The organism is Flavobacterium sp. PL02 (assembly GCF_035013205.1).
Lineage (GTDB): Bacteria > Bacteroidota > Bacteroidia > Flavobacteriales > Flavobacteriaceae > Flavobacterium.
Genome location: NZ_JAYGJP010000003.1, coordinates 209,630 through 230,042, shown reverse-complemented (window position 1 = coordinate 230,042; position 20,413 = coordinate 209,630). Strand labels below are relative to the sequence as shown.

The 20,413-nt window shown below is 32.3% G+C and carries 21 protein-coding genes; 10 read left to right on the top strand and 11 right to left on the bottom strand.

What is annotated here, in order from left to right; translation table 11 throughout:
* Positions 1-98: 98 nt before the first annotated feature.
* Positions 99-1,355, bottom strand: a complete 1,257-nt coding sequence (gene hemA, locus SHI72_RS11980; protein ID WP_086895780.1) for a glutamyl-tRNA reductase — start codon at positions 1,353-1,355, stop codon at positions 99-101.
* 228 nt (positions 1,356-1,583) lie between these two features.
* Here hemA and SHI72_RS11975 point away from each other — a divergent pair, with 228 nt between their 5' ends.
* The 7 genes from SHI72_RS11975 to SHI72_RS11945 all read left to right on the top strand — a co-directional run bounded on the left by SHI72_RS11975 (position 1,584) and on the right by SHI72_RS11945 (position 7,748).
* Positions 1,584-2,456: an AraC family transcriptional regulator gene (locus SHI72_RS11975; RefSeq protein WP_039113478.1), complete on the top strand. Its 873-nt coding sequence runs from the start codon at positions 1,584-1,586 to the stop codon at positions 2,454-2,456.
* Positions 2,457-2,603: 147 nt separating this feature from the next.
* Positions 2,604-3,617: a ferrochelatase gene (hemH, locus tag SHI72_RS11970; protein ID WP_323490087.1), complete on the top strand. Its 1,014-nt coding sequence runs from the start codon at positions 2,604-2,606 to the stop codon at positions 3,615-3,617.
* A gap of 72 nt (positions 3,618-3,689) precedes the next feature.
* Positions 3,690-4,241, top strand: a complete 552-nt coding sequence (locus SHI72_RS11965) for a CopD family protein (protein ID WP_039118439.1) — start codon at positions 3,690-3,692, stop codon at positions 4,239-4,241.
* A 137-nt stretch (positions 4,242-4,378) separates the two neighbouring features.
* Entirely contained in the window at positions 4,379-5,794 is a 1,416-nt protein-coding gene (locus SHI72_RS11960; RefSeq protein ID WP_323490260.1) for an ATP-binding protein, read from the top strand.
* An 11-nt stretch (positions 5,795-5,805) separates the two neighbouring features.
* Complete coding sequence (locus SHI72_RS11955) at positions 5,806-6,588, top strand: enoyl-CoA hydratase/isomerase family protein (protein WP_323490086.1); 783 nt, start codon at positions 5,806-5,808, stop codon at positions 6,586-6,588.
* Between the two features lie 161 nt (positions 6,589-6,749).
* Positions 6,750-7,151 (top strand): hypothetical protein, encoded by a 402-nt coding sequence (locus tag SHI72_RS11950; protein WP_323490085.1) that lies wholly within the window; start codon positions 6,750-6,752, stop codon positions 7,149-7,151.
* A gap of 66 nt (positions 7,152-7,217) precedes the next feature.
* Positions 7,218-7,748 carry a hypothetical protein gene (locus tag SHI72_RS11945; RefSeq protein ID WP_323490084.1) on the top strand — a complete coding sequence of 177 codons (531 nt, stop codon included), beginning with the start codon at positions 7,218-7,220 and terminating at the stop codon, positions 7,746-7,748.
* Between the two features lie 144 nt (positions 7,749-7,892).
* Here the strand turns inward: SHI72_RS11945 and SHI72_RS11940 are convergent, their stop codons facing one another.
* The 3 genes from SHI72_RS11940 to SHI72_RS11930 all read right to left on the bottom strand — a co-directional run bounded on the left by SHI72_RS11940 (position 7,893) and on the right by SHI72_RS11930 (position 10,526).
* Positions 7,893-8,546, bottom strand: coding sequence for an HD domain-containing protein (locus tag SHI72_RS11940; RefSeq protein WP_039113831.1), 654 nt, complete (start codon positions 8,544-8,546; stop codon positions 7,893-7,895).
* A 242-nt stretch (positions 8,547-8,788) separates the two neighbouring features.
* Complete coding sequence (locus SHI72_RS11935) at positions 8,789-9,781, bottom strand: acyl-ACP desaturase (RefSeq protein ID WP_039113467.1); 993 nt, start codon at positions 9,779-9,781, stop codon at positions 8,789-8,791.
* Between the two features lie 10 nt (positions 9,782-9,791).
* A complete protein-coding gene (locus SHI72_RS11930; protein WP_039113830.1) occupies positions 9,792-10,526 on the bottom strand; it encodes a lysophospholipid acyltransferase family protein in 735 nt (244 codons plus the stop codon).
* A gap of 125 nt (positions 10,527-10,651) precedes the next feature.
* Here SHI72_RS11930 and SHI72_RS11925 point away from each other — a divergent pair, with 125 nt between their 5' ends.
* Both SHI72_RS11925 and SHI72_RS11920 read left to right on the top strand, forming a co-directional pair.
* On the top strand, positions 10,652-11,074 hold the full coding sequence (locus tag SHI72_RS11925) for a ribonuclease P protein component (RefSeq protein ID WP_039113829.1): 423 nt from the start codon (positions 10,652-10,654) through the stop codon (positions 11,072-11,074).
* Between the two features lie 97 nt (positions 11,075-11,171).
* Positions 11,172-12,809 carry a S41 family peptidase gene (locus SHI72_RS11920; RefSeq protein WP_323490083.1) on the top strand — a complete coding sequence of 546 codons (1,638 nt, stop codon included), beginning with the start codon at positions 11,172-11,174 and terminating at the stop codon, positions 12,807-12,809.
* A 311-nt stretch (positions 12,810-13,120) separates the two neighbouring features.
* On the opposite strand, the gene SHI72_RS11915 is transcribed toward SHI72_RS11920, so the two are convergent.
* Genes SHI72_RS11915 through SHI72_RS11905 form a run of 3 tightly spaced genes read right to left on the bottom strand, consistent with a single transcriptional unit; the run spans position 13,121 to position 14,733 of the window.
* Positions 13,121-14,047, bottom strand: a complete 927-nt coding sequence (locus SHI72_RS11915; protein WP_323490082.1) for an alpha/beta hydrolase family protein — start codon at positions 14,045-14,047, stop codon at positions 13,121-13,123.
* Positions 14,048-14,050: 3 nt separating this feature from the next.
* Positions 14,051-14,521: a hypothetical protein gene (locus SHI72_RS11910; protein WP_323490081.1), complete on the bottom strand. Its 471-nt coding sequence runs from the start codon at positions 14,519-14,521 to the stop codon at positions 14,051-14,053.
* Between the two features lie 59 nt (positions 14,522-14,580).
* Positions 14,581-14,733, bottom strand: a complete 153-nt coding sequence (locus SHI72_RS11905) for a hypothetical protein (protein WP_165572098.1) — start codon at positions 14,731-14,733, stop codon at positions 14,581-14,583.
* 296 nt (positions 14,734-15,029) lie between these two features.
* Here SHI72_RS11905 and SHI72_RS11900 point away from each other — a divergent pair, with 296 nt between their 5' ends.
* Entirely contained in the window at positions 15,030-15,341 is a 312-nt protein-coding gene (locus tag SHI72_RS11900; protein WP_323490080.1) for a helix-turn-helix transcriptional regulator, read from the top strand.
* Between the two features lie 269 nt (positions 15,342-15,610).
* Here the strand turns inward: SHI72_RS11900 and SHI72_RS11895 are convergent, their stop codons facing one another.
* The 4 genes from SHI72_RS11895 to SHI72_RS11880 all read right to left on the bottom strand — a co-directional run bounded on the left by SHI72_RS11895 (position 15,611) and on the right by SHI72_RS11880 (position 20,265).
* Positions 15,611-16,057, bottom strand: coding sequence for a GNAT family N-acetyltransferase (locus SHI72_RS11895; RefSeq protein ID WP_323490079.1), 447 nt, complete (start codon positions 16,055-16,057; stop codon positions 15,611-15,613).
* Between the two features lie 38 nt (positions 16,058-16,095).
* Entirely contained in the window at positions 16,096-17,073 is a 978-nt protein-coding gene (locus tag SHI72_RS11890; RefSeq protein WP_039113461.1) for a DUF4837 family protein, read from the bottom strand.
* Positions 17,074-17,128: 55 nt separating this feature from the next.
* Positions 17,129-18,970 carry a LysM peptidoglycan-binding domain-containing protein gene (locus tag SHI72_RS11885; RefSeq protein ID WP_323490078.1) on the bottom strand — a complete coding sequence of 614 codons (1,842 nt, stop codon included), beginning with the start codon at positions 18,968-18,970 and terminating at the stop codon, positions 17,129-17,131.
* Positions 18,971-19,077: 107 nt separating this feature from the next.
* Positions 19,078-20,265, bottom strand: a complete 1,188-nt coding sequence (locus SHI72_RS11880; protein ID WP_039118447.1) for a phosphoglycerate kinase — start codon at positions 20,263-20,265, stop codon at positions 19,078-19,080.
* Positions 20,266-20,413: the final 148 nt, after the last annotated feature.

Below are 20,413 nucleotides of genomic sequence, written 5' to 3'. Positions count from 1 at the left end.
TTAAGAAATTAAGGTTCATTAAGGATTGTATTTATAACACAGAGTTTAATTTTCTTAATCTCTTAATGGTAAAATCTTATTTTGCGTAATGCGAAATTTTATTTTGCGCTCACTCCTATTTTAAATACTTTTTCAATCCATTCGATACTTTCATCTACCATTGTATTATCATCTTTAAGGTGATTGGCAAAATGAGTTGTAATTTTCTGGATGATTCTTGCACTGATAATTTCGGCTTGTTCCTCGTTAAAATCAGCTATTTTTTTACTTTGGAAATCCAACTCTGAATTTTTTATCGCATTCAGTTTTTCTTTCAAAGCATTGATAGTCGGAGCAAATTTTCTTCCTTTAGTCCAGGTTACAAATTCTTCCTTAATTTCTTCAATGATAGCTTCGGCAGCAGGAATATGTTTTTTACGATTCTCTAAAGTTTCGTCTGTAAGTTGCGACAAATAATCCATGTGGATTAAAGTAACTCCTTCCAGTTCTTCTACATTTTCATTTACATTCTTAGGAATCGATAAATCTAGGATCAATAAAGGTTTTTTAAGATTTAGGATTGCTTTATCAACTGTAGGGTTTTGTGCTCCCGTTGCCACAACAACAACATCAGCCTTTTGTAGTTCAAGATGTAACTCTGAATAATCTTTTACAATAAGATTTAATTTTCCAGCAAGTTTTTCGGCTTTATCTTTAGTACGGTTTATCAGAGTGATATGTTCGTTTTTAGTATGTTTTACTAAATTCTCACAAGTATTTCTACCAATTTTTCCAGTACCAAATAACAAGATGTTCTTGTTCCCGATATCTTCAACGTTTTTTATAATATACTGAACCGAAGCAAAAGATACTGAAGTTGCACCTGAACTTATTTCGGTTTCATTTTTGATTTTTTTGCTAGCCTGAATCACTGCGTTTACTAATCTTTCGATAAAAGTATTGGCTAAACCAAATGCTTTTGATTGTGTGAAGCTAGTTTTAATTTGAGCAATAATCTCAAAATCTCCTAAAATCTGACTGTCTAAACCAGTTCCTACTCTAAAAAGATGATTAATTGCTTCTTGATTTTTATATACGAAACCAACTTTCTGAAATTCTTCGATAGAACCATTACTGTTTTCGCAAATCAATTTTATAAGTTGAAAAGGATGTTCTGCAAAACCATATATTTCTGTACGGTTGCATGTAGATGTAACTATTAAACTTTCAATTCCTTCATTCTTGGCTTGTTCCAGCAGGCGCGTTTTTCCATCAGCGTCTAAACTAAACTTACCCCTAATCGCAGCATCGGCCTTTTTATAGCTCAGTCCAACTGAATAAAAATACTGATGTTTCGATACGTTATTATTTTCCATAAATGCCCTTGTCATAAAAGTGCAACAAAATTATCATTATAGTATTTATAAAAGTAACGCTCAAAGTACTTTTTGTGTCGCTATGTGTTTTTTTAATTCTAATTGGTTGTTATTATGCAAAAAACGTTATTTTTGCAGCAAAATCAAGTCATTAGAATTGTTTTATTTAGAGTTATTCTAAATAAGATTTGAGATTAACTTTCATTTTTAGCAAAAAAAAATATCGCTATGAGTTCTCAAGAAATTATAAAAATTGAAGACGACTTTACGCTTATTCGTTTTCAGAATGACAGTTCGGAGTTATTTAATGCCCAGCGGGAGATTGGTAGTGGGCTGATACAGTTTCACTTTGGTATAAAAGGAAAAGCAAAATTCCTATTCAATCAAGGCAGCTATGCATTGGAATTGAAAGAAGAAAAATCGCTACTTTTATACAATCCTCAAAAAGAATTACCTCTCCATTTAGAACTTTCGCCAAATTCATGGGTTATTTCGGTAATCATTTCGATTAAGAAATTTCATGCATTATTCTCAACCGAAGCCGATTACATCACTTTTTTAAGTGCCGATAATAAAGATAAGAAATATTATAACGAAGGAAATATTAGTCCATCGATGGCTATTGTTCTGAGTCAGCTATTTCATTATAATCTACATCCATCAATAAAAAACCTGTATTACAAAGGCAAAGGATACGAGTTATTGAGTTTATATTTTAACAGAACCGAAGATCCAAATGCAGAACAATGTCCGTTTTTAATAGATGAAGACAATGTTTTAAAAATTCGAAAAGCCAAAGAAATTATTATCGCCAATATGGCTGAACCACCAGGTTTACAGGAACTAGCCGATGAAATTGGTTTGAACCTGAAGAAACTAAAAATGGGTTTCAAACAAATTTATGGCGATACTGTTTATGGGTTTCTATTCGACTATAAAATGGATTATGCCCGAAAATTACTCGACAGTGGTTCTTATAATGTAAACGAAGTAGGTTTAAAAATAGGATATAGTACTGGAAGTCATTTTATTGCAGCTTTTAAAAAGAAATTTGCAACAACTCCAAAAAAATATCTGATGTCGATAAATACTAATATTTAAAATCAACATCAATTTTATATATCAAAACATAAATAAAAAATAATATTTATCATATTTCTCAAAAGTTGTATTACATACTTTTGACGAAAATTTAAACAAACAAATGCTTAAAGCCTAAAGCTTAAAGCCTAAAGCAAGAAAATCATAATGAAAGGCGTATTATTAGTAAATCTAGGTTCACCCGAAAGTCCAACTCCAAAAGATGTAAAACCGTATTTAGATGAATTTTTAATGGATAAATACGTAATCGACGTTCCGTATTTATTGAGAGCATTATTAGTTCGTGGAATCATTTTAAGAAAAAGACCCGAAGAATCAGCACATGCTTACGAAAAGATTTGGTGGGATGAAGGTTCTCCTCTTGTTGTTCTTTCTGAAAGAATGCAAAAGAAAATACAACCATTAGTTGATATCCCTGTTGCATTGGCAATGCGTTATGGAAGCATGACAATTGAAAAAGGACTTCAGGAATTACATGAAAAAGGAGTTACCGAAGTATTACTTTTTCCTTTATATCCTCAATATGCAATGGCATCGACTTTGACAATATTGGTTAAAGCTGAAGAAATTCGTAAAAAGAAGTTTCCACAGATGACTTTTACCGATGTTCCTGCCTTTTACAATAAACCAGATTATATTAAAAACCTTGCCGATTCTATTAAAAGAAATCTAGTTGGTTTTGAATATGACCATTTATTATTTTCTTACCACGGAATCCCAGAACGTCATATTCGCAAAACTGATGTAACAAAATCACATTGCAAAATCGATGGTTCATGTTGTAACACACCATCACCAGCACATGATTTTTGCTACCGTCATCAATGTTATGAAACCACAAGACAGGTCGTGAAGTTATTAGGACTTCCTGCAGATAAATACAGTTTAACTTTCCAATCAAGATTGGCTGGAGACAAATGGTTAGAGCCTTACACTGATGTTGAAATTAATAAAATGCCAGCTAAAGGAATCAAAAATTTAGCTGTCGTAACTCCTGCTTTTGTTTCTGATTGTTTAGAAACTTTGGAAGAAATTGCCATGCGCGCCAAAGAAGATTTTCAAGAAAATGGCGGAGAAGAATTCCTTGCTATTCCATGTTTAAATGATGATGATGAGTGGTGTGTAACGGTAAGCAACTGGATTAAAGATTGGGCTAAATAGAAAATAGAACAAAGAGTAAAGAAAAAAGATTTTATACTGGACGCAAGTTGTGGCCAAAATTATAAATATATAATGGAATACTATAACTACTTAAAGTCATTACACCTCATCTTTGTAATCACTTGGTTTGCTGGATTGTTTTATATTGTTCGATTATTTGTTTACCAAATCGAAGCCAATGATAAACCATCACCAGAAAAAGAGATTTTGCAAAAGCAATACAAGATAATGACGTATCGTTTATGGTATATTATTACCTGGCCATCGGCAGTTTTAGCAAGCATTTTTGCTTTCTGGATGTTGTTTTTTACCGATTTAGGTAAATCATGGTTACAAATGCCCTGGATGCACGTAAAACTTTGCTTTGTATTTTTATTATATTTATATCACGGAAAATGCCATCAGATATTTAAGCAATTGCAAAATGACGAAGTAAAACATACCAACAATTTCATGCGTTTGTGGAATGAAGGAGCAACGATAATCTTGTTCTCTGTAGTGTTTTTGGTTGTTTTAAAAAATGCTGTAAACTGGATTTATGGTGTAATCGGAATTATATTATTCTCGGTTTTAATCATGCTGGGATTTCAATTTTATAAAAGAATACGAGAGAGAAATAAATAGTCTTCAGTACTAGTCGCAGTTTCCAGTTTTGCACTGAGACTTAAAACTGCGACTGGAACTCAAAACTAAATACTAAAAAAATGTTCAAGAACTTCAAAATGTCGATGCTTTCGTTGCGTGTAAGGATATTCCTTTCGATGATTGTATTGATTGTTGTTGCTTCTGTTTTATTGGCTTCGATTTCGATTATTCAATTTAAGAATGAGGCCAAAGAATATCATCAAGAGCGTTTAGAGCGAAAAGAAAATGCGGTAAAAGAACATATCAATTATGTTTTGGCAACTACAACTTATCCTTTAAAAACTGCCAATTTGGATTTGATTTTTAAAGATAAAATCCATGAATTAGCACAAATTCATAATATAGAAATCAACATTTATAGTCTTAAAGGCCAACTTTTAAAATCATCCAAAGAATCATTTGCTGTTGATAAAGTTTCGCCGCCAATCCCTGAATACATTTTAAAACTAGTGCGTTCTTCTATAGAAAAGCGCTTTGTTGATATAAAAACTCAAGATGGTGTAAAAAACCGTTCTTCGTATAGTTTAATAAAAGACGAGAAATTCAAACCACTCGGGATTTTGAACTTACCATATATTGAAGATGATGGGTATTATGAAAATGAGCTTAATACTTTCCTTATCCGTTTGGGTCAGGTTTATTCGTTTATGCTTATTGTAGCATTTGCACTGGCTTATTTCCTATCAACCTACATCACCAAATCATTAAAAACCATTTCGGATAAGTTGAGTGAGACCAACCTGAACCAGAAAAACGAAATGATTGTTTTAGAGGCCAGCAGTAAAGAGATTAACTTCCTAATCAAGTCTTACAACGGAATGGTGGAAAAACTCGAGAAAAGTGCCATAAAACTAGCTCAAAGCGAACGTGAGGAAGCTTGGCGCGAAATGGCGAAACAAGTAGCACATGAAATTAAAAATCCGCTTACGCCAATGCGTTTGACAGTACAAAGTTTCCAAAGAAAATTTGACCCAACGGCTCCTGATGTTAAGCAAAAACTGAATGATTACTCCGAAACATTAATTCAGCAAATAGATACCATGACAGCTGTGGCTTCAGCATTTTCAAATTTTGCTTCGATGCCTGCACAACAAAACGAAACATTAAATGTGGTGGAAGTGGTAGAGCTTTCGCTAGATATCTTTAACGAAGAATATATTGTTTTCCAAAGTGAAGAGGAAGAGATTATTTCGAAAATGGATAGAACACAACTTATCCGAATTATTACCAATCTGGTTAAAAATGCCACACAAGCCATTCCAGAAATCCAACATTATAAATCGATTTTGGTTACTGTAAAAAGACAAGGCGACAATGTTGAAATTACTGTAACAGACAACGGAATAGGAATACAAAAACAAGATGTTGACCGCGTTTTTGAACCAAAGTTTACCACAAAGAATAGCGGAATGGGTCTTGGTCTCGGAATTATAAAAAACATTATCGAAAATTATAAAGGAACAATTACCTTTGAAACAGAATACGGAAAAGGAACCACATTTACGGTTACATTACCAATTACAAACTCATAAATAACAGTATCATGAACTACGAAAATATACTAGTCTCAATCGAAGAGAAAATTGCAACCGTTACAATTAATCGTCCTACGAAGCTTAATGCTTTGAATAAAACAACGATTAATGATTTGCAAAAAGCATTTAAATTATTGGCAAAAAACAATGACATTCGTGTGATTGTATTAACTGGAAGCGGAGAAAAAGCATTTGTAGCCGGAGCTGATATTTCAGAATTTGCTAATTATTCTATCGAAGAAGGAACTGCTTTGGCAGCAGAAGGTCAGGAGAAATTATTTGATTTTATCGAAAACTTAAAGAAACCAGTTATTGCAGCCGTAAATGGTTTTGCTCTTGGTGGCGGATTAGAATTGGCAATGGCTTGTCATTTCCGAATTGCATCTGATAATGCAAAAATGGGATTACCAGAAGTTTCTTTAGGACTTATTCCTGGCTATGGAGGAACACAACGTTTACCTCAACTTATTGGTAAAGGTCGTGCTATGGAAATGATTATGACTGCAGGAATGCTTAACGCTCAAGAAGCTAAACAATACGGATTAGTAAATCACGTAGTACCTCAAGCGGAACTTATTGCTTATTGCAACAGTATTGCAGAAAAGATTATCAAGAATGCTCCATACGCTATTTCTAAAGCGATTAAAGCTATAAATGCTAATTATAAAGATGGCAAAAATGGTTTTGAAACTGAAATAAAATCTTTTGGTAAATGCTTTGGAACTAAAGATTTCATCGAAGGAACTACAGCATTCTTAGAAAAAAGAAAAGCTGAATTTACAGGGAAGTAATTTTTTTTACCGCAAAGAACGCTAAGGTTTTACGCAAAGTTCGCAAAGCTTTGTGTGATTTTATCCCTAGCGTTCTTTGCGTATCCCGAAGCTTCGGGATTGCGCCCTTTGCGGTTAAGTCATTAAACTGTTAAAACAATAAATAATATTAAAACAACATCATGTCTTACGAACCTATATTAAAAGAGTTTTGGCAAAAAGTAAAAGAAAGTATCCAGAGCGGAACTTTTGCTAAACTTACATTGGCTAAAACCATTGGTGACACCGAAATAAAGAACATCTATTTCCGTCTTGTCATCAACGAAGACAACACTTACGGTGTTTCTCTTACAGCACGTTATAAAACAGAAGAAATAGAAAGTTTCCATACTCTTGATGAAGCTTTTATTGTTCTGACTCCATACATCAAGAATCCTTTTTTAACGGCTTTATTGTTTACAACCGATGCTGATATTACTTTTAAAGTAAATAAAAAGAATGTAGGAAGCATTATCGAACAAGCTCCGACTTTTAAAAATACATCTCCAGTAATGCTTGAGATGATTGAAAAAGGTATTATATAATCAAAGAAGCACTGCGGTGCGTCTCTACTAATCATTCATAACCAAAACCACCAAGAAATATTCCAAATGAAAACTACAGTAACATCTTTATTTTTAATAACTACACTTTTTATGAGTACAGCTATTTTCTCTCAAAGCACTTTTAAAGAGTATAAAGCAGGACACACTTTTGATATCAGTTTACCCGATTATATGAGCAAAACTGCTGATTTAAACAGCTCTGCTGCCATACAATATAAAAACGTAGTAAAAGATATTTATGGAGTTGTCATTTTTGATACTAAAGAAGAGTTGAAACTTCTTGAAATGAACTACACCTCTACTAACGAATTTTACGAGGATTTCATTAAAGACTTTCTAAAAGATGAAGAAAAAAGAAATGTATCAAAACCAAAATCGACAAAAAAAGGAGAGATCAGTTTTATCGAATGTGATGCAAGTTATTTTGACAAAGAAATCAATAATAGCATTTACTACTTTGTTGGGATTGTAGAAACAAAAACCGCTTTTTACAAAGTTTTATCCTGGTGTTCTATGGAGAACAAAGACAAGTATAAAGCAGATTTCCAAAAAATACTTTATAGCTTAAAAGACTAAAAAAAGAGCCTAAGTTTAATACATAAACTTAGGCTCTTTTTTTTAAAAGGCTTCGACTCCGCTCAACCTGACAAACTAAACTCTTCTTACTGATTACTTTTCAGAGTTTATATTTCACTAAAAACTGAATACTGAGACTGAATACTACTTCACCCCTTCCCACTCAGCATAAAACTGTGAAAGGAATGTTTCCATAAAACGGTGTCTTTCGGCAGCGATTTGCTTTCCAGTTTCGGTATTCATTTTATCTTTTAGCAACAATAATTTCTCATAAAAATGATTAATTGTTGGCGCATTATTCTTTTTATATTCTTCCTTAGTCATATTGGTAATCGGAGCAATATTAGGATCATAGATAGTTCTATCCTTGAACCCTCCGTAATGAAACGCTCTTGCAACACCTATTGCACCAATAGCATCTAAACGGTCTGCATCTTGTACGATATCTAATTCTGTCGAATTAAATTTCTTTTCAAAATTGCCTCCTTTGTATGATATGTTTTCTATAATACTTACAACATGCGCTATAATCTCTTCCGAAACATTTTCTGACTCTAAAAACAATCTTGCTGTTCTTGGTCCAATAGTTTCATCTCCGTTATGAAACTTACTATCGGCAATATCATGTAGCAAAGCACCTAATTTTACCACTGTAACATCACAAGGTGTGTTATTAGCGATTAAAAGTGCATTTTTATACACTCGCTCAATATGAAACCAATCATGCCCTCCTTCGGCATCATTTAGTTTTTCTTTTACAAAAGTGATTGTTTTACTTATTATCTCAGAATTATTCATATTCATGTATTTAATTAGTGCTTCTCTGCAAGACTAAAAATAGTATACAGATTTTGCAGATTAACAGGATTTAAATAAAAAAATTACCTCTAAATCCTTATTTTAAATAAAAAATGTTGATTGTCAAAGTCTTGAAAACCTTAACAATCAACATAAATATTTATATTTTTTCAAAGTTCAGCTTCAAAATAGAAATTCAATTTAAAATCCTAAATCTAAACTCAAAATCAGAAATTTAAAATTTAAAGTCTTGCAGGCTCTACCCATTTAAAGATATGTGACTCTTGAGGAATAACTAATCTTTCGGATATTTTTGCCATTCTTCCTGGTAATTTCATCAAGTAATCACGCGCTTTTTCAGCTTCATCTGTAAGACCACCAATTTTGTCAATTTCCCATTTGTCAATTAACTTTTGCATGATATCTACATAATCGCTAGCAGTGTAAACACCAATACGTTGTGCTGAATCAGAAAATTGCTCAAAAGCAGAACTTATTTTTTGCCCTGATTCTCTAAGGAAATGCGCTGGCATAACGATTTTTTGCTTCATCATGTATTGAAAAGCAAGCATCATTTCGCTAGGATCAACTTGAAAAATACGAGTAACAAATTCGCTATATGCATGATGATGGCGCATTTCGTCACCAGCAATCATTTTACACATTTTAGACAATTTGTTATCGCCATATTTCTTAGCCATTTGTGCTACTCTGTTATGAGAAACATACGTTGCAAGCTCTTGAAAACTAGTGTACACAAAGTTTTTGTATGGATCACTTCCTGTCCCGATATCAAAACCATCATTGATTAAATGTTGTGTGGTCATTTCTATTTCGCGCATATTTACACGACCAGACAAATACAAGTATTTGTTTAGCAAATCACCGTGACGGTTTTCTTCACCAGTCCACTGTCTGATCCATTTAGACCAACCGTTTCCACCATTTTCTACTTGATTAATACCTTCTACATCCATTAACCAAGATTCATATGTTGGTAATGCTTCTTCGGTAATTGTATCACCTACTAAAGTTACCCAAAAATCGTATGGTAATTCTTTTGCTATTTCGCGTAGTTCTTTTACCTCTTCAAAAAAAGTATCTTTTTCAGAATTGGGTAAAAAATCTGACGGCTGCCAAATCTTTTCAACAGGTATTAAATACTGTTCAACGAAGCTGTCTACGTTTTTCTCTAAAAACTGCATCACTTCTAATCGAATGTTCTTTATAGACATTTTATATAATTTAAATTTTAACTCCTTCTACTACAGCCTTTTCCGACTTTTCCATTATCGTTGTAAAATCGTAATCCTTCACCGCTAACGGTTTATGGATGGTAAAGGTAAGATGATTTCCTAAACCCACAGGAAAAAAGCCAAATTTTACCATTTTCCATGAGTTATTAATACTAACAGGTACAACATATGCAGATGGTGCATATTTGCATAATATCTTCAAACCGTTTTGAGCAAATTCCTTTGGTTTTCCAGTTTTACTTCGAGTGCCTTCGGGGAAGATTACGGCAGCACGATTATTTTTTTCAATATATTCAGACAATCCTTTAATAGCAGGAATGGCTTGTTTAGGATCTTTACGGTCAATTAGGACGGAACCTCCATGACGTAAATTATAAGATACACTTGGTATTCCTGAACCTAACTCTTTCTTACTTACAAATTTACAATGAAAACGGCGTAAATACCAAATCATTGCCACAATATCGTACATGCTTTGGTGATTTGAAACAAAAATAATAGGAACTCCAGTTGGAATTAATTCTCTGTTTTCAAATTTATATGTTGTACCAACTAGGTTTGTACATCTAACCAAAAAGAAATTAAGGTAATCTACACTTTTTTTATGTGCTTGGTAACCAAAAACATTAAAACAAACCCATTGAATTGGATGGAAAATTGCTAAACAAAATCCAAAACACAAATAATAAATAACGGAAATGGGGTACGAAATTAGTTTTTGCATGCTTAAAAAATTAGCTGCAAAAGTAATAAATATATTTTTAGCTCTAATTAAATCGCAAATAATAATAGGTTTGTTGTTAAATTGTACCTTTGTTGCATAATCCACAGTTTTTTCAAAATCAAAAAATGAGCTTTACTTACCCAAAAAACGAACGACTAAAAAGCAAAACAATAATTGGACTACTATTTTCTGAAGGAAAATCGGTGTCTAAATATCCGTTGCGATTAGTTTATTATTCTGGTGATATAAAGCAAGATGAGAAAATAAAAATGGGTGTTTCGACGTCTAAAAAATATTTTAAAAAAGCTGTTGATCGTAATTACTTCAAACGCGTTTTGCGCGAAACTTATCGTTTAAACAAGCATATCTTACTTGACAATTTAGACAAGCCTTATTCGTTTATGTTCTTTTATCAAACAAAAGACAGACTGTCTTATGAAGAAATCAATACTAAAACGATTCAATTGTTTGAAAAATTTGTACTTCAGATAAACCCAAAACCTATTCCTGAAACTGAAACGGACGTACAAAACGATTCGATTCAATAGATTTTACTACTCAAAAACGTGTTTCGGTATAGACTCTCGTTAATGTTGCTGAATTATTCTTATTTTAGTACTCTGAAATTTAAGATAAATCACAAACATGGTCGCGTTTTTCAAAAAAAAATTTATAATCCCTATTGTTGCAGCTGCTTTTTTATTCATTGGAACTAGTTTTAAAGACGACTTCTTCGAAATCGCAAAGCAAATAGAAATCTTTACAACTTTATTTAAAGCTGTAAACACTAATTATGTGGACGAAACCAATCCTGGTGATTTAATGGATAAAGCCATTAAAAGCATGTTGGGTAGTTTAGATCCCTATACTGTTTACTTTAATGAGCAAGATGTTTTAAATTTTAAAATCAACAATACGGGAGAATATACCGGAATTGGTGCGCTGATTACCCGAAAGGCAGACCGATTGATTATTAAAGAACAATACAAAGATTATCCTGCCGATAAGGCCGGACTTAAAGCTGGTGACGAAATCATCCAGATTGGTGATGTACTAATTGCTGACTTTAAGGATGATGCTTCGCAATTGCTAAAAGGTGCTAAAAACACTAAGATCGCTATTAAATACCTTCGCCAGGGAAAAACGAATACTACTGATATCGTTCTTGATGAAGTAGATATTAAGTCCGTTCCATTTTTCGGAATGATTGATGCTAAAACGGGTTATATCGTTTTGGCACATTTTAGCCGTAAAGCTTCTGCCGAAACTCAAGCCGCATTAGAACAACTTAAACGTGATGGAGCAACTCAGATAGTTTTGGATTTAAGAGGGAATCCAGGTGGACTTCTTAATGAAGCTGTAAACATTTGCAATCTTTTTGTACCAAAGAATGAAGTTATTGTAACTACAAAATCGAGAATCGAAAAGCATAATAACACTTATAAAACTACTAAAGAACCTATTGACACTCAAATCCCATTGGCTATTTTGGTTAACGGAAGAAGTGCTTCGGCATCTGAAATTGTATCGGGAGCTTTACAGGATTTAGATCGTGCGGTTGTTCTTGGAAGTCGTAGTTTTGGTAAAGGTTTGGTACAACGTTCTGTTGATCTTACTTATGGAACTCAACTTAAAGTAACTATCTCTCGTTATTATACTCCTTCCGGAAGATGTATTCAGGCACTGGATTATGCTCATAAAGACAAAAATGGTGTAGCTACAAAAACTGATTCGAAAAACTTTAATGCTTTTAAAACCAGAAAAGGAAGAACTGTTTATGATGGCGGTGGGGTTATGCCTGATATCGAATTAGACGAAACTAAATTGAGTGCAATTACTAATGCGTTGCTTAAAAACGATGGTATTTTTGACTATGCAACTAGTTATTATTATAAGAATCCTAATCTTGGAACTCAAATTCCGACAATAACTGACGCTGATTATAGTAGCTTCAAACAGTTTTTGAAAACCAACAAGATTACTTTTGATACTGAAACTGAAGTGGCTTTAAAAAACACTTTGGCTGCAGCCAAAAAAGAAAAAATAGACGAGACTATTACTTCTGAATATCAGCAATTACTTAATGCACTGGAGAAAAGCGAAACTACTTTACTTGACAAGAACCAAAAAGAAATCAAAAATCTGATTTTGGAAGAATTAATAAAAAGATACCAATATCAAGAAGGTTTGTATCAATATTATCTTAAAAACAACTCAGAGATTAAAAAGGCGGTTGGAGTTTTAAATAACCAAACGGAATATAAATCTATCTTAAAAATGTAATTAAATAAAGATCGGTTTTATAAAAAAATGCCAAAAGGAATATTTTTCTTTTGGCATTTTTTATAAAAGTACAAGTTTAAGTCTATGAGTTAATGTTAATTATACTCCCTTAAGTTTTCCTATTATCACGATTGCTGTGAGAAGTCTCCCGACTTCACACCCGCTCCAATAAACAACATATTTTTATAATCAAGCTAATATTAAATAGTAAATCCAAAGTAGGGCTACGAAGTCGGGAGACTTCGTACAGCGCAACTGTAATTATACGCTCGTTTCCTTAAATGACAACTACAATATTTTAAAAATAAATTCTATAAATATCTCTTTAACCAATCGGCTATCTGATTTAACAAATTATCGTTCACAATTTCTAAATCATGTCCTTCATTTTCATAAACCAATAAGCGTGTAGTATATTCTTTTGAGTTTAATTTGGAATAAAAAGCAAAGGCATTACTAATATCAACTTTTACATCTTTATTACCCTGAATAATAAAATGGGAAACTTTTTTATTCTGGATAGAATCTATTGCCAGTAAACTAGAACGGGTTTTTAAGGCTGCAACAGAATCTTTGGCGTAACCAGGAATTCTTTCTCTATAAACCCCAAACATCTCTGGACGTTTTGTTTCAATTAAATCAGCTTGTCCTGCAATTGCAATATTGGTTTTTATACGATTAGTCTTTTTAAGCATCAGGAAATTAGTCATAACGCCACGACTCCAGCCAAAAACACCAATCCTGTTTTTATCGGCATTAGGCAATTGATCTATAATATCAAAAAGACTTAAGACATCGTTTACATCTTTACCACCAAATTCGTCTACACCTTCACTTACTGAAGTTCCACGGAGTTGAGAACCAATAACAATATAACCTTCATTGGCAATTTTGCTAAGAAACTCCGTTAAAAAAACAGAATTAACTGCACCAAAATTACCGTTACCACCGCGATTGTATATTAAAACGGGATAGTTCCCTTTCTTTTTAGGTTCTATTAAAAAACCTCTAAGTTTTAGGTTGTCAAAAGACTTGTAATGAATACTGCGGAAATTTAAAGAATCAAGAAATTGGTATTCTTTTTTTAAAACTATCTTTTCATTTATCTTTTCCGAAATAACTGGATTAAAAGGGTAATCCGTAATTTTTCGGTTCTCTAATGTGAAACTAGATTTTGATGTTTGTGCAAAACTGAAATTGAATAAAAACAGCAATACCAAAAGAATAACTTTCTTCATATTTTATTTAGTAATTGACTTCATGTATGTACCAGTATATTTATCTGCAAATTCTACATACCATTTGTTTAATGTTTCTTCGCCTAAATTATCATAAATAAGCTCATATTGTTTCTTTAAAGCTATTTTATAATCCTTTAGACTTTTCTCAATATCCTTATTCCACTCTTCGTTTTCTTTTCTGGTTTTTGGCTGATGATGAATATATTGTCCGAAATAAGTTTGACAAAACTCATTATAATCTTTTGTAAAAAGAATAAAATTATGCCACATTTCATCAATTATAATTATAGAGTCATCACTAATAAAATTAAAATTTACATTGGAGCATAACCAAAGCCATTTTTTTGTTTCCTGAAAAATGCTAACTGCTTCTGATTCTTCTATTTTATAAAACTTTAGAAATCTATCTACAACATCTTCATTCTTATAATTGAGTACATTACTCAAACTTTCTTCCATACTTTTTTGCATTACTTGAAAAAATTTAAAAAAAAGGAGGCAATGTAAAACATTAACCTCCTTTTGTGTTATTAAACTGCTGTTACAACACCTCTACAATCTCTACTAGCTGTACAAGATCCTGAAGAATTACCTCCTCCAACAATTTTCTCTAAACGCTCAAACTTTTTATCTAATAAATCATTGATTGTTTTTTTCTTTTTGTCTTCGTTAATTTTTTTCATCGTTTTTAATTTTTACGGTTAGATTTAAATTTTGTACTAATCTGCATTAAGTATTTCTTATCTCTTTTGCCTGTCGACTGGGCTATTCAAGATTTGAAATGATAACAAGTTAGTTTTTCAAAAATAGACTCTAATGAAAATAATCCTTATGCATTTTTATGCGAATTATGTAAATCTTAAAGGATTCACGCGTATAAAAAGCTTGTATAATTAACAAAACTTTCAAAATATCATTAAAAGTGGGTATTGTTCTGAAAAAAATATTTCCTCATTTTTGCAGCAAACTAAAAATAAAAATGACCAAAAAGAAACTGCTACAAGTAAGATTAAACAAGGGATTCTCTCAGGAAAAACTAGCAGATTTAATTGGTATGACTCAATCTAATTACAGCCGAAGAGAAAATGGACGCAAAAACATTTCGGAAGTAGAATGGCTTAAAATAGCTAAAGTTTTGGGTGTAGAAAAAGAAACTATTTATGAGCCTAATAGCGATAATAGCAGTATAATCGATCCGTTTAATATCCCCGATTCTATTTTTAAACAACTTGAGTTGCTAAGAACAGAAAATATAATGCTTAAAGAAAAATTGAAAGCTCTTACGAACTAGTTCTTAGCTATTACACTTAATTTGTTGGGTGTAATTACTTTATCTATTGACTTTGCTTGGGCACAAAAGTTTCATTTAACGCATAGAAACATAGATTTTATGTGTACAAAAGAGTACAAAAAGAAATATATTTCTTTCACATAGCCAGTCCCGAACCTTCGGGATGTATTTTAAACAAGTGAAACGCCTTTTTTGAAAGTTTCAAAATCTATATCTCTATGTGTTAAAATAATTTCAACTTATATTTTGTGCATAAAAAACACTTGTAATTAACTTTTAATCATCTCGATATGCGGAATATCATCTTCAAGATACATTTCGCTGGTTTGTACAAAACCATGATTTTCGTAGAATTTTTTCAGGTATAATTGTGCTCCAATGGTAATATCGGTTTTATTAAAATGGGTTTTAATTCCTGCAATTGCTTCTGTCATTAAATCATGTCCCCATTTTTTATCGCGATAATCCGGGCTTACTACAACTCTTCCTATCGAGGCATTATCAAAACTAATTCCGGCATCAAAAAGACGTGCATGAGCCACAATTTTGCCTTCATATTCGCCTATTAGGTGTAAAGCAAGTTTGTCTTTCCCGTCTAGATCTAAATAAACACAGTTTTGCTCTAATACAAAGACTTCACTTCGTAATTTGAGGGTATCGTATAGTTCGTGAACAGTTAATGCCTCAAAAGGCTTAATTTTCCAATTTGGTTTCATGTTGTAATAGTATAATCTGATTTTATTTTAAAAGAGTATTATCGCTTATTGATTCTAACCGATTTTATAATGGCTTCTAGTTCCAACATCGAATCTCGTTCTTCATTGGATGGGGAATAACAAAATCCCTCGAGTACGAGTATTCGGTTATAGGCTTTATCAATAATTGCATAATTAATAAAAGGTCCTGTCATGAAATCATTTCTTAAATCCCAAGTGCCTTTGGTTTCATAAGCAGTTTTTCCGTCTAGTGTAATTTTAGAGAAATAAGGTGCGTAGGCTTCCTCGGTAATCATTTGAGTATTGGGTTCACGACCTTTTATATACCTTCCTACTGAATCTCGCATTTTTACGATATTGCCAACAATATCGGAGTTCTTGGTAATACTTGTTATTGGAACCTGGTAAATAAGTAAACTGGTACTACCGCTTACCATTTCTTTTTTTAGCCAAAGAAAGTTACGTTTATGCAATGCATATTCATATCCTGTGGGAACATCTAACTTTATATGAAACTTATTGTTGAGAATTGCACCATCTAACAGTGATTTACTGTTGTTTTTTTGGCATTCGGCTATTTCGGTTTCCCTAATTATTCGAATTATCTGAGGTGTGTGTATTTCAAACGCTTCTATAATATCCGAAACTGATTTTCCTGATATACGAAATACATTTTGTGGTGATGTATAAACGTTTTTAGTGATTTCGAACTTACTTGTATTCGATTTTTTAACTACAATAATATTTCGCCCATCGGTCATGAAACCTTCTAGTAGTTTGGCTGGATATTGATTTATGGTAAATAATGGTTCTTCCTGAACAAGACCTACAACTGGTGAAGCAAATTTATTCCTGATGCTATCCCCCACTTCTCCGTACCACAACTGATCATCTATAATGATCGAGATTGTGTTTATTTTACTGCTATCGTTGTGCTGATGTATTTTCTCATTCTTTTTTAGACATGAGAAAAACAAAAACGGAAGTATTAGCAATAAAAAATGGGTTTTATTCATCTTTAATTTTTAGTTAAGTTATGAAATAAAACCCAAATTTATATACAATTTTTGATTATCCGTTTATTTTGAGCTTCATTCCTGGTTTAATAGCTCCGTTTTCGATATCATTCCATTTTTTAATATCAGAAATAGTTACTCCTGGATATTTTTTTGCAATGCTATATAACGAATCTCCTTTTTTTACATAGTAATCAACTCCAACATTTTTTACAACATCTGTTTTTTTCTTGAAAGTATTAATGTTGTTTGATACAACAATAATTTCTGGAGTTTCAGATGGTTCTTGAATATTAGAATGAATTACTAATTTTTTCATTGAAGCAATCATATCCATATTCTCTGGAGTCAAACCGTTCCATTCTTTTAAATCTGATAAAGAAACATTGAATTTCTTAGCGATTGTGCTTAAATTATCTCCTGCTTGTACCACGTAAAGTGACGGCTGAGATTCGGTTGTTTTTTTATCATCAACACTAGCAATTGCTTCTTCTGTATGTTTTTTATCAACTGCAGGAACCAATTTTACTTCATTGATATCTTTCTTGATAATTTTGCTTTCCGAAATAATTTTTAGACTTTTCCCAAGTGCAATTGAATTGCTCTTTAGGTTGTTCCATTTCTTCAATTGATTAATTGAAACATCATATTTACTTGCAATTGAACCTAAATTATCTCCTGAACGAACCTTATAAATTTGTGTTTTTGAAACAACAGTTTGGTTTGTTTTAGGCGAAGCTAATTTTGTAGCTGCAATTAATGTTTGCAGTCTATTTATTTTAGAACTTGATTCATGATTAAGATAAGCGTAAATTTTGTCTTCGTTTGAAGTAAATATAGCCACTTTATCTTTTGGCAATCTCAAGAAATGCTCTTCGTCTTGATAAAACGGAACTACATTCAGTTTATAAGATGGATTTAAAAGCTGAAGTTGTGCTTCGGGAACATCTAATAAATTAGATATTTGCCTAAAACTCATCTTTTCTTTAATTCTTATAGTATCTGTTTGAAAGTGTTGTACAACTGCTCTATCTGGAACAATACCATGTTCTTTATGATATTCGTAAAGATACATTGTAGCTAAAAATGCTGGAACATATCCTTGTGTTTCTTTAGGAAGGTAACTACGAATATCCCAATAGGTTTGTTTTCCTCCTGAACGACGAATCGCTTTGGATACGTTTCCTGGACCTGAGTTATAAGAAGCTAAAACTAGCTCCCAATCGCCAAAAATTTTGTACATTTTTGACATATAATCTGCAGCTGCTGTAGATGCTTTTAATGGATCACTACGCTCATCAATAAACGAATCTATTTTTAGATTATATTGTTTACCAGTGTGGTACATAAATTGCCAAAGTCCTGTGGCTCCCATTTTAGAAACTGCTTTTGGGTTTAAAGCTGATTCTACAACGGCTAAATATTTAATTTCTAAAGGAACGTTTTGCTTAGCAAATGCTTCTTCGAACATTGGAAAATAATATTCTGATAAGGCCATTAATCGCGAAAATGATTTTTTACGATTCTTTAAGAATGACTTTATGATATTTTCCAACCCTTGATTATACTGAATATTAAAGGGTGATTTCTCATTCATTGCCTCAAGACGTTGCTTTAACAACTCCGTTGGCAATTCATAATCTACCTTTGCATCGGTATTAATTGTTTGGATATCTTTAGATAAATCTTCGTATATGTCTAAACTCACTAATTCTTTCATCCAAAGACTGTCTACCCGAACTGCGTAATCGTCTTTTACAAATGAATTTTTAACTGAATCTAAATACGAAATCTTAATGTCCTGCTTTACAACTGGGTTTGTTTGCGCAACTTCTTGTGCAAACAAACCCATTGTAGACAACAGGAGTACTGATAATGTGGTATTTTTTACAATCATAACATCTATTTAATTGACATATTTCTTACAATTTCTATGCCGTAATTTTTGCAAACTTAAGGACTATAAAATGAAAGATTCTTTAAAAAGTGTTAAAAATGAGACAGTTAGTCCAAAATAGCTGCAATTCCAGGTAAAACTTTACCTTCTAACATTTCTAACATTGCTCCACCTCCGGTAGATACATAACTCATTTTATCTTCAAAACCGAACTGTTTTACAGCAGCTACTGAATCTCCTCCTCCTACTAATGAGAAAGCACCATTTGCTGTAGAAGCAGCGATATAATCTCCTAAAGCGATTGTTCCTTTGGCGAAAGATTCCATTTCGAAAACTCCTAATGGACCATTCCATAAGATAGTTTTTGATTCCATGATTACTTTCTCAAAGTTTTCCAATGATTTAGGACCTGCATCAAGACCTTGCCATCCATCAGGAATTGCATATACATCTACCACTTGTGTGTTTGCTGTGTTTGAGAAATCATCTGCAGCAATAACATCAACTGGAATATGTATTTGAACTCCTTTTTCTTTAGCTAATCTCAAAATTTCAAGTGCTAGTTCTAATTTGTCATCTTCACAAATAGAATTTCCTACTTTACCACCTTGTGCTTTAATGAAGGTAAAAGTCATTCCTCCTCCAATAATCATATGGTCAACTTTATCTAAAATGTTTTCGATAACCGTAATTTTCGAAGAAACTTTAGATCCACCAAGAACAGCTGTAACTGGTTTTTCACTATTTTTAAGTACTTTATTTAAGCTTTCTATTTCTTTTGCTAATAATGTACCGAAGCATTTTTCGTTAGGAAAAAATTGGGCAATTATTGTTGTCGAAGCATGTGCTCTATGTGCTGTACCGAAAGCATCGTTTACATAGATATCTCCTAATGAAGCTAATTCTTTTGCGAAAGCTACATCTCCAGCTTCTTCTTCGGCATGGAAACGTAAATTTTCTAATAATAAAACTTCTCCTGGTTTTAAATTTGCAGCAGCATCTTTAGCAACTTCTCCAACACAGTTTGAAGCAAACTGTACAGGAACTCCTAAAATATCTGAAGCTGTTTTTAAAATATGTTTTAAAGAATATTTTTCTTCAACTCCTTTTGGTCTTCCAAGGTGTGACATTAAAATCACGCTTCCGCCTTGGGCTAAAATTGCATCAATTGTAGGTTTTGCAGCTTCGATACGAGTTGCATCTGTTACATTAAAATTTTCATCTAATGGCACATTGAAATCAACACGAATGATTGCTTTTTTATTCTTAAAATTAAAATCTTTTAACGTTTTCATTAAGGTAAGTTTTTTAGTTTTTTTTGAAAGAATAACAAATATAGAACTTTTAGCTTAGTAATAAATTCGATAAAAATAAAAAACAGGGGTTTACATAAACGAAAACGATGTAATTTGATAATTATTTTAAATTAAACACAAAAAATCA

Excerpts from the sequence above, each read along its gene's own strand:
- hemA (WP_086895780.1), bottom strand. The coding sequence starts at position 1,355 with ATGGAAAATAATAACGTATCGAAACATCAGTATTTTTATTCAGTTGGA.
- SHI72_RS11975 (WP_039113478.1), top strand. The coding sequence starts at position 1,584 with ATGAGTTCTCAAGAAATTATAAAAATTGAAGACGACTTTACGCTTATT.
- hemH (WP_323490087.1), top strand. The coding sequence starts at position 2,604 with ATGAAAGGCGTATTATTAGTAAATCTAGGTTCACCCGAAAGTCCAACT.
- SHI72_RS11965 (WP_039118439.1), top strand. The coding sequence starts at position 3,690 with ATGGAATACTATAACTACTTAAAGTCATTACACCTCATCTTTGTAATC.
- SHI72_RS11960 (WP_323490260.1), top strand. The coding sequence starts at position 4,379 with ATGATTGTATTGATTGTTGTTGCTTCTGTTTTATTGGCTTCGATTTCG.
- SHI72_RS11955 (WP_323490086.1), top strand. The coding sequence starts at position 5,806 with ATGAACTACGAAAATATACTAGTCTCAATCGAAGAGAAAATTGCAACC.
- SHI72_RS11950 (WP_323490085.1), top strand. The coding sequence starts at position 6,750 with ATGTCTTACGAACCTATATTAAAAGAGTTTTGGCAAAAAGTAAAAGAA.
- SHI72_RS11945 (WP_323490084.1), top strand. The coding sequence starts at position 7,218 with ATGAAAACTACAGTAACATCTTTATTTTTAATAACTACACTTTTTATG.
- SHI72_RS11940 (WP_039113831.1), bottom strand. The coding sequence starts at position 8,546 with ATGAATAATTCTGAGATAATAAGTAAAACAATCACTTTTGTAAAAGAA.
- SHI72_RS11935 (WP_039113467.1), bottom strand. The coding sequence starts at position 9,781 with ATGTCTATAAAGAACATTCGATTAGAAGTGATGCAGTTTTTAGAGAAA.
- SHI72_RS11930 (WP_039113830.1), bottom strand. The coding sequence starts at position 10,526 with ATGCAAAAACTAATTTCGTACCCCATTTCCGTTATTTATTATTTGTGT.
- SHI72_RS11925 (WP_039113829.1), top strand. The coding sequence starts at position 10,652 with ATGAGCTTTACTTACCCAAAAAACGAACGACTAAAAAGCAAAACAATA.
- SHI72_RS11920 (WP_323490083.1), top strand. The coding sequence starts at position 11,172 with ATGGTCGCGTTTTTCAAAAAAAAATTTATAATCCCTATTGTTGCAGCT.
- SHI72_RS11915 (WP_323490082.1), bottom strand. The coding sequence starts at position 14,047 with ATGAAGAAAGTTATTCTTTTGGTATTGCTGTTTTTATTCAATTTCAGT.
- SHI72_RS11910 (WP_323490081.1), bottom strand. The coding sequence starts at position 14,521 with ATGCAAAAAAGTATGGAAGAAAGTTTGAGTAATGTACTCAATTATAAG.
- SHI72_RS11905 (WP_165572098.1), bottom strand. The coding sequence starts at position 14,733 with ATGAAAAAAATTAACGAAGACAAAAAGAAAAAAACAATCAATGATTTA.
- SHI72_RS11900 (WP_323490080.1), top strand. The coding sequence starts at position 15,030 with ATGACCAAAAAGAAACTGCTACAAGTAAGATTAAACAAGGGATTCTCT.
- SHI72_RS11895 (WP_323490079.1), bottom strand. The coding sequence starts at position 16,057 with ATGAAACCAAATTGGAAAATTAAGCCTTTTGAGGCATTAACTGTTCAC.
- SHI72_RS11890 (WP_039113461.1), bottom strand. The coding sequence starts at position 17,073 with ATGAATAAAACCCATTTTTTATTGCTAATACTTCCGTTTTTGTTTTTC.
- SHI72_RS11885 (WP_323490078.1), bottom strand. The coding sequence starts at position 18,970 with ATGATTGTAAAAAATACCACATTATCAGTACTCCTGTTGTCTACAATG.
- SHI72_RS11880 (WP_039118447.1), bottom strand. The coding sequence starts at position 20,265 with ATGAAAACGTTAAAAGATTTTAATTTTAAGAATAAAAAAGCAATCATT.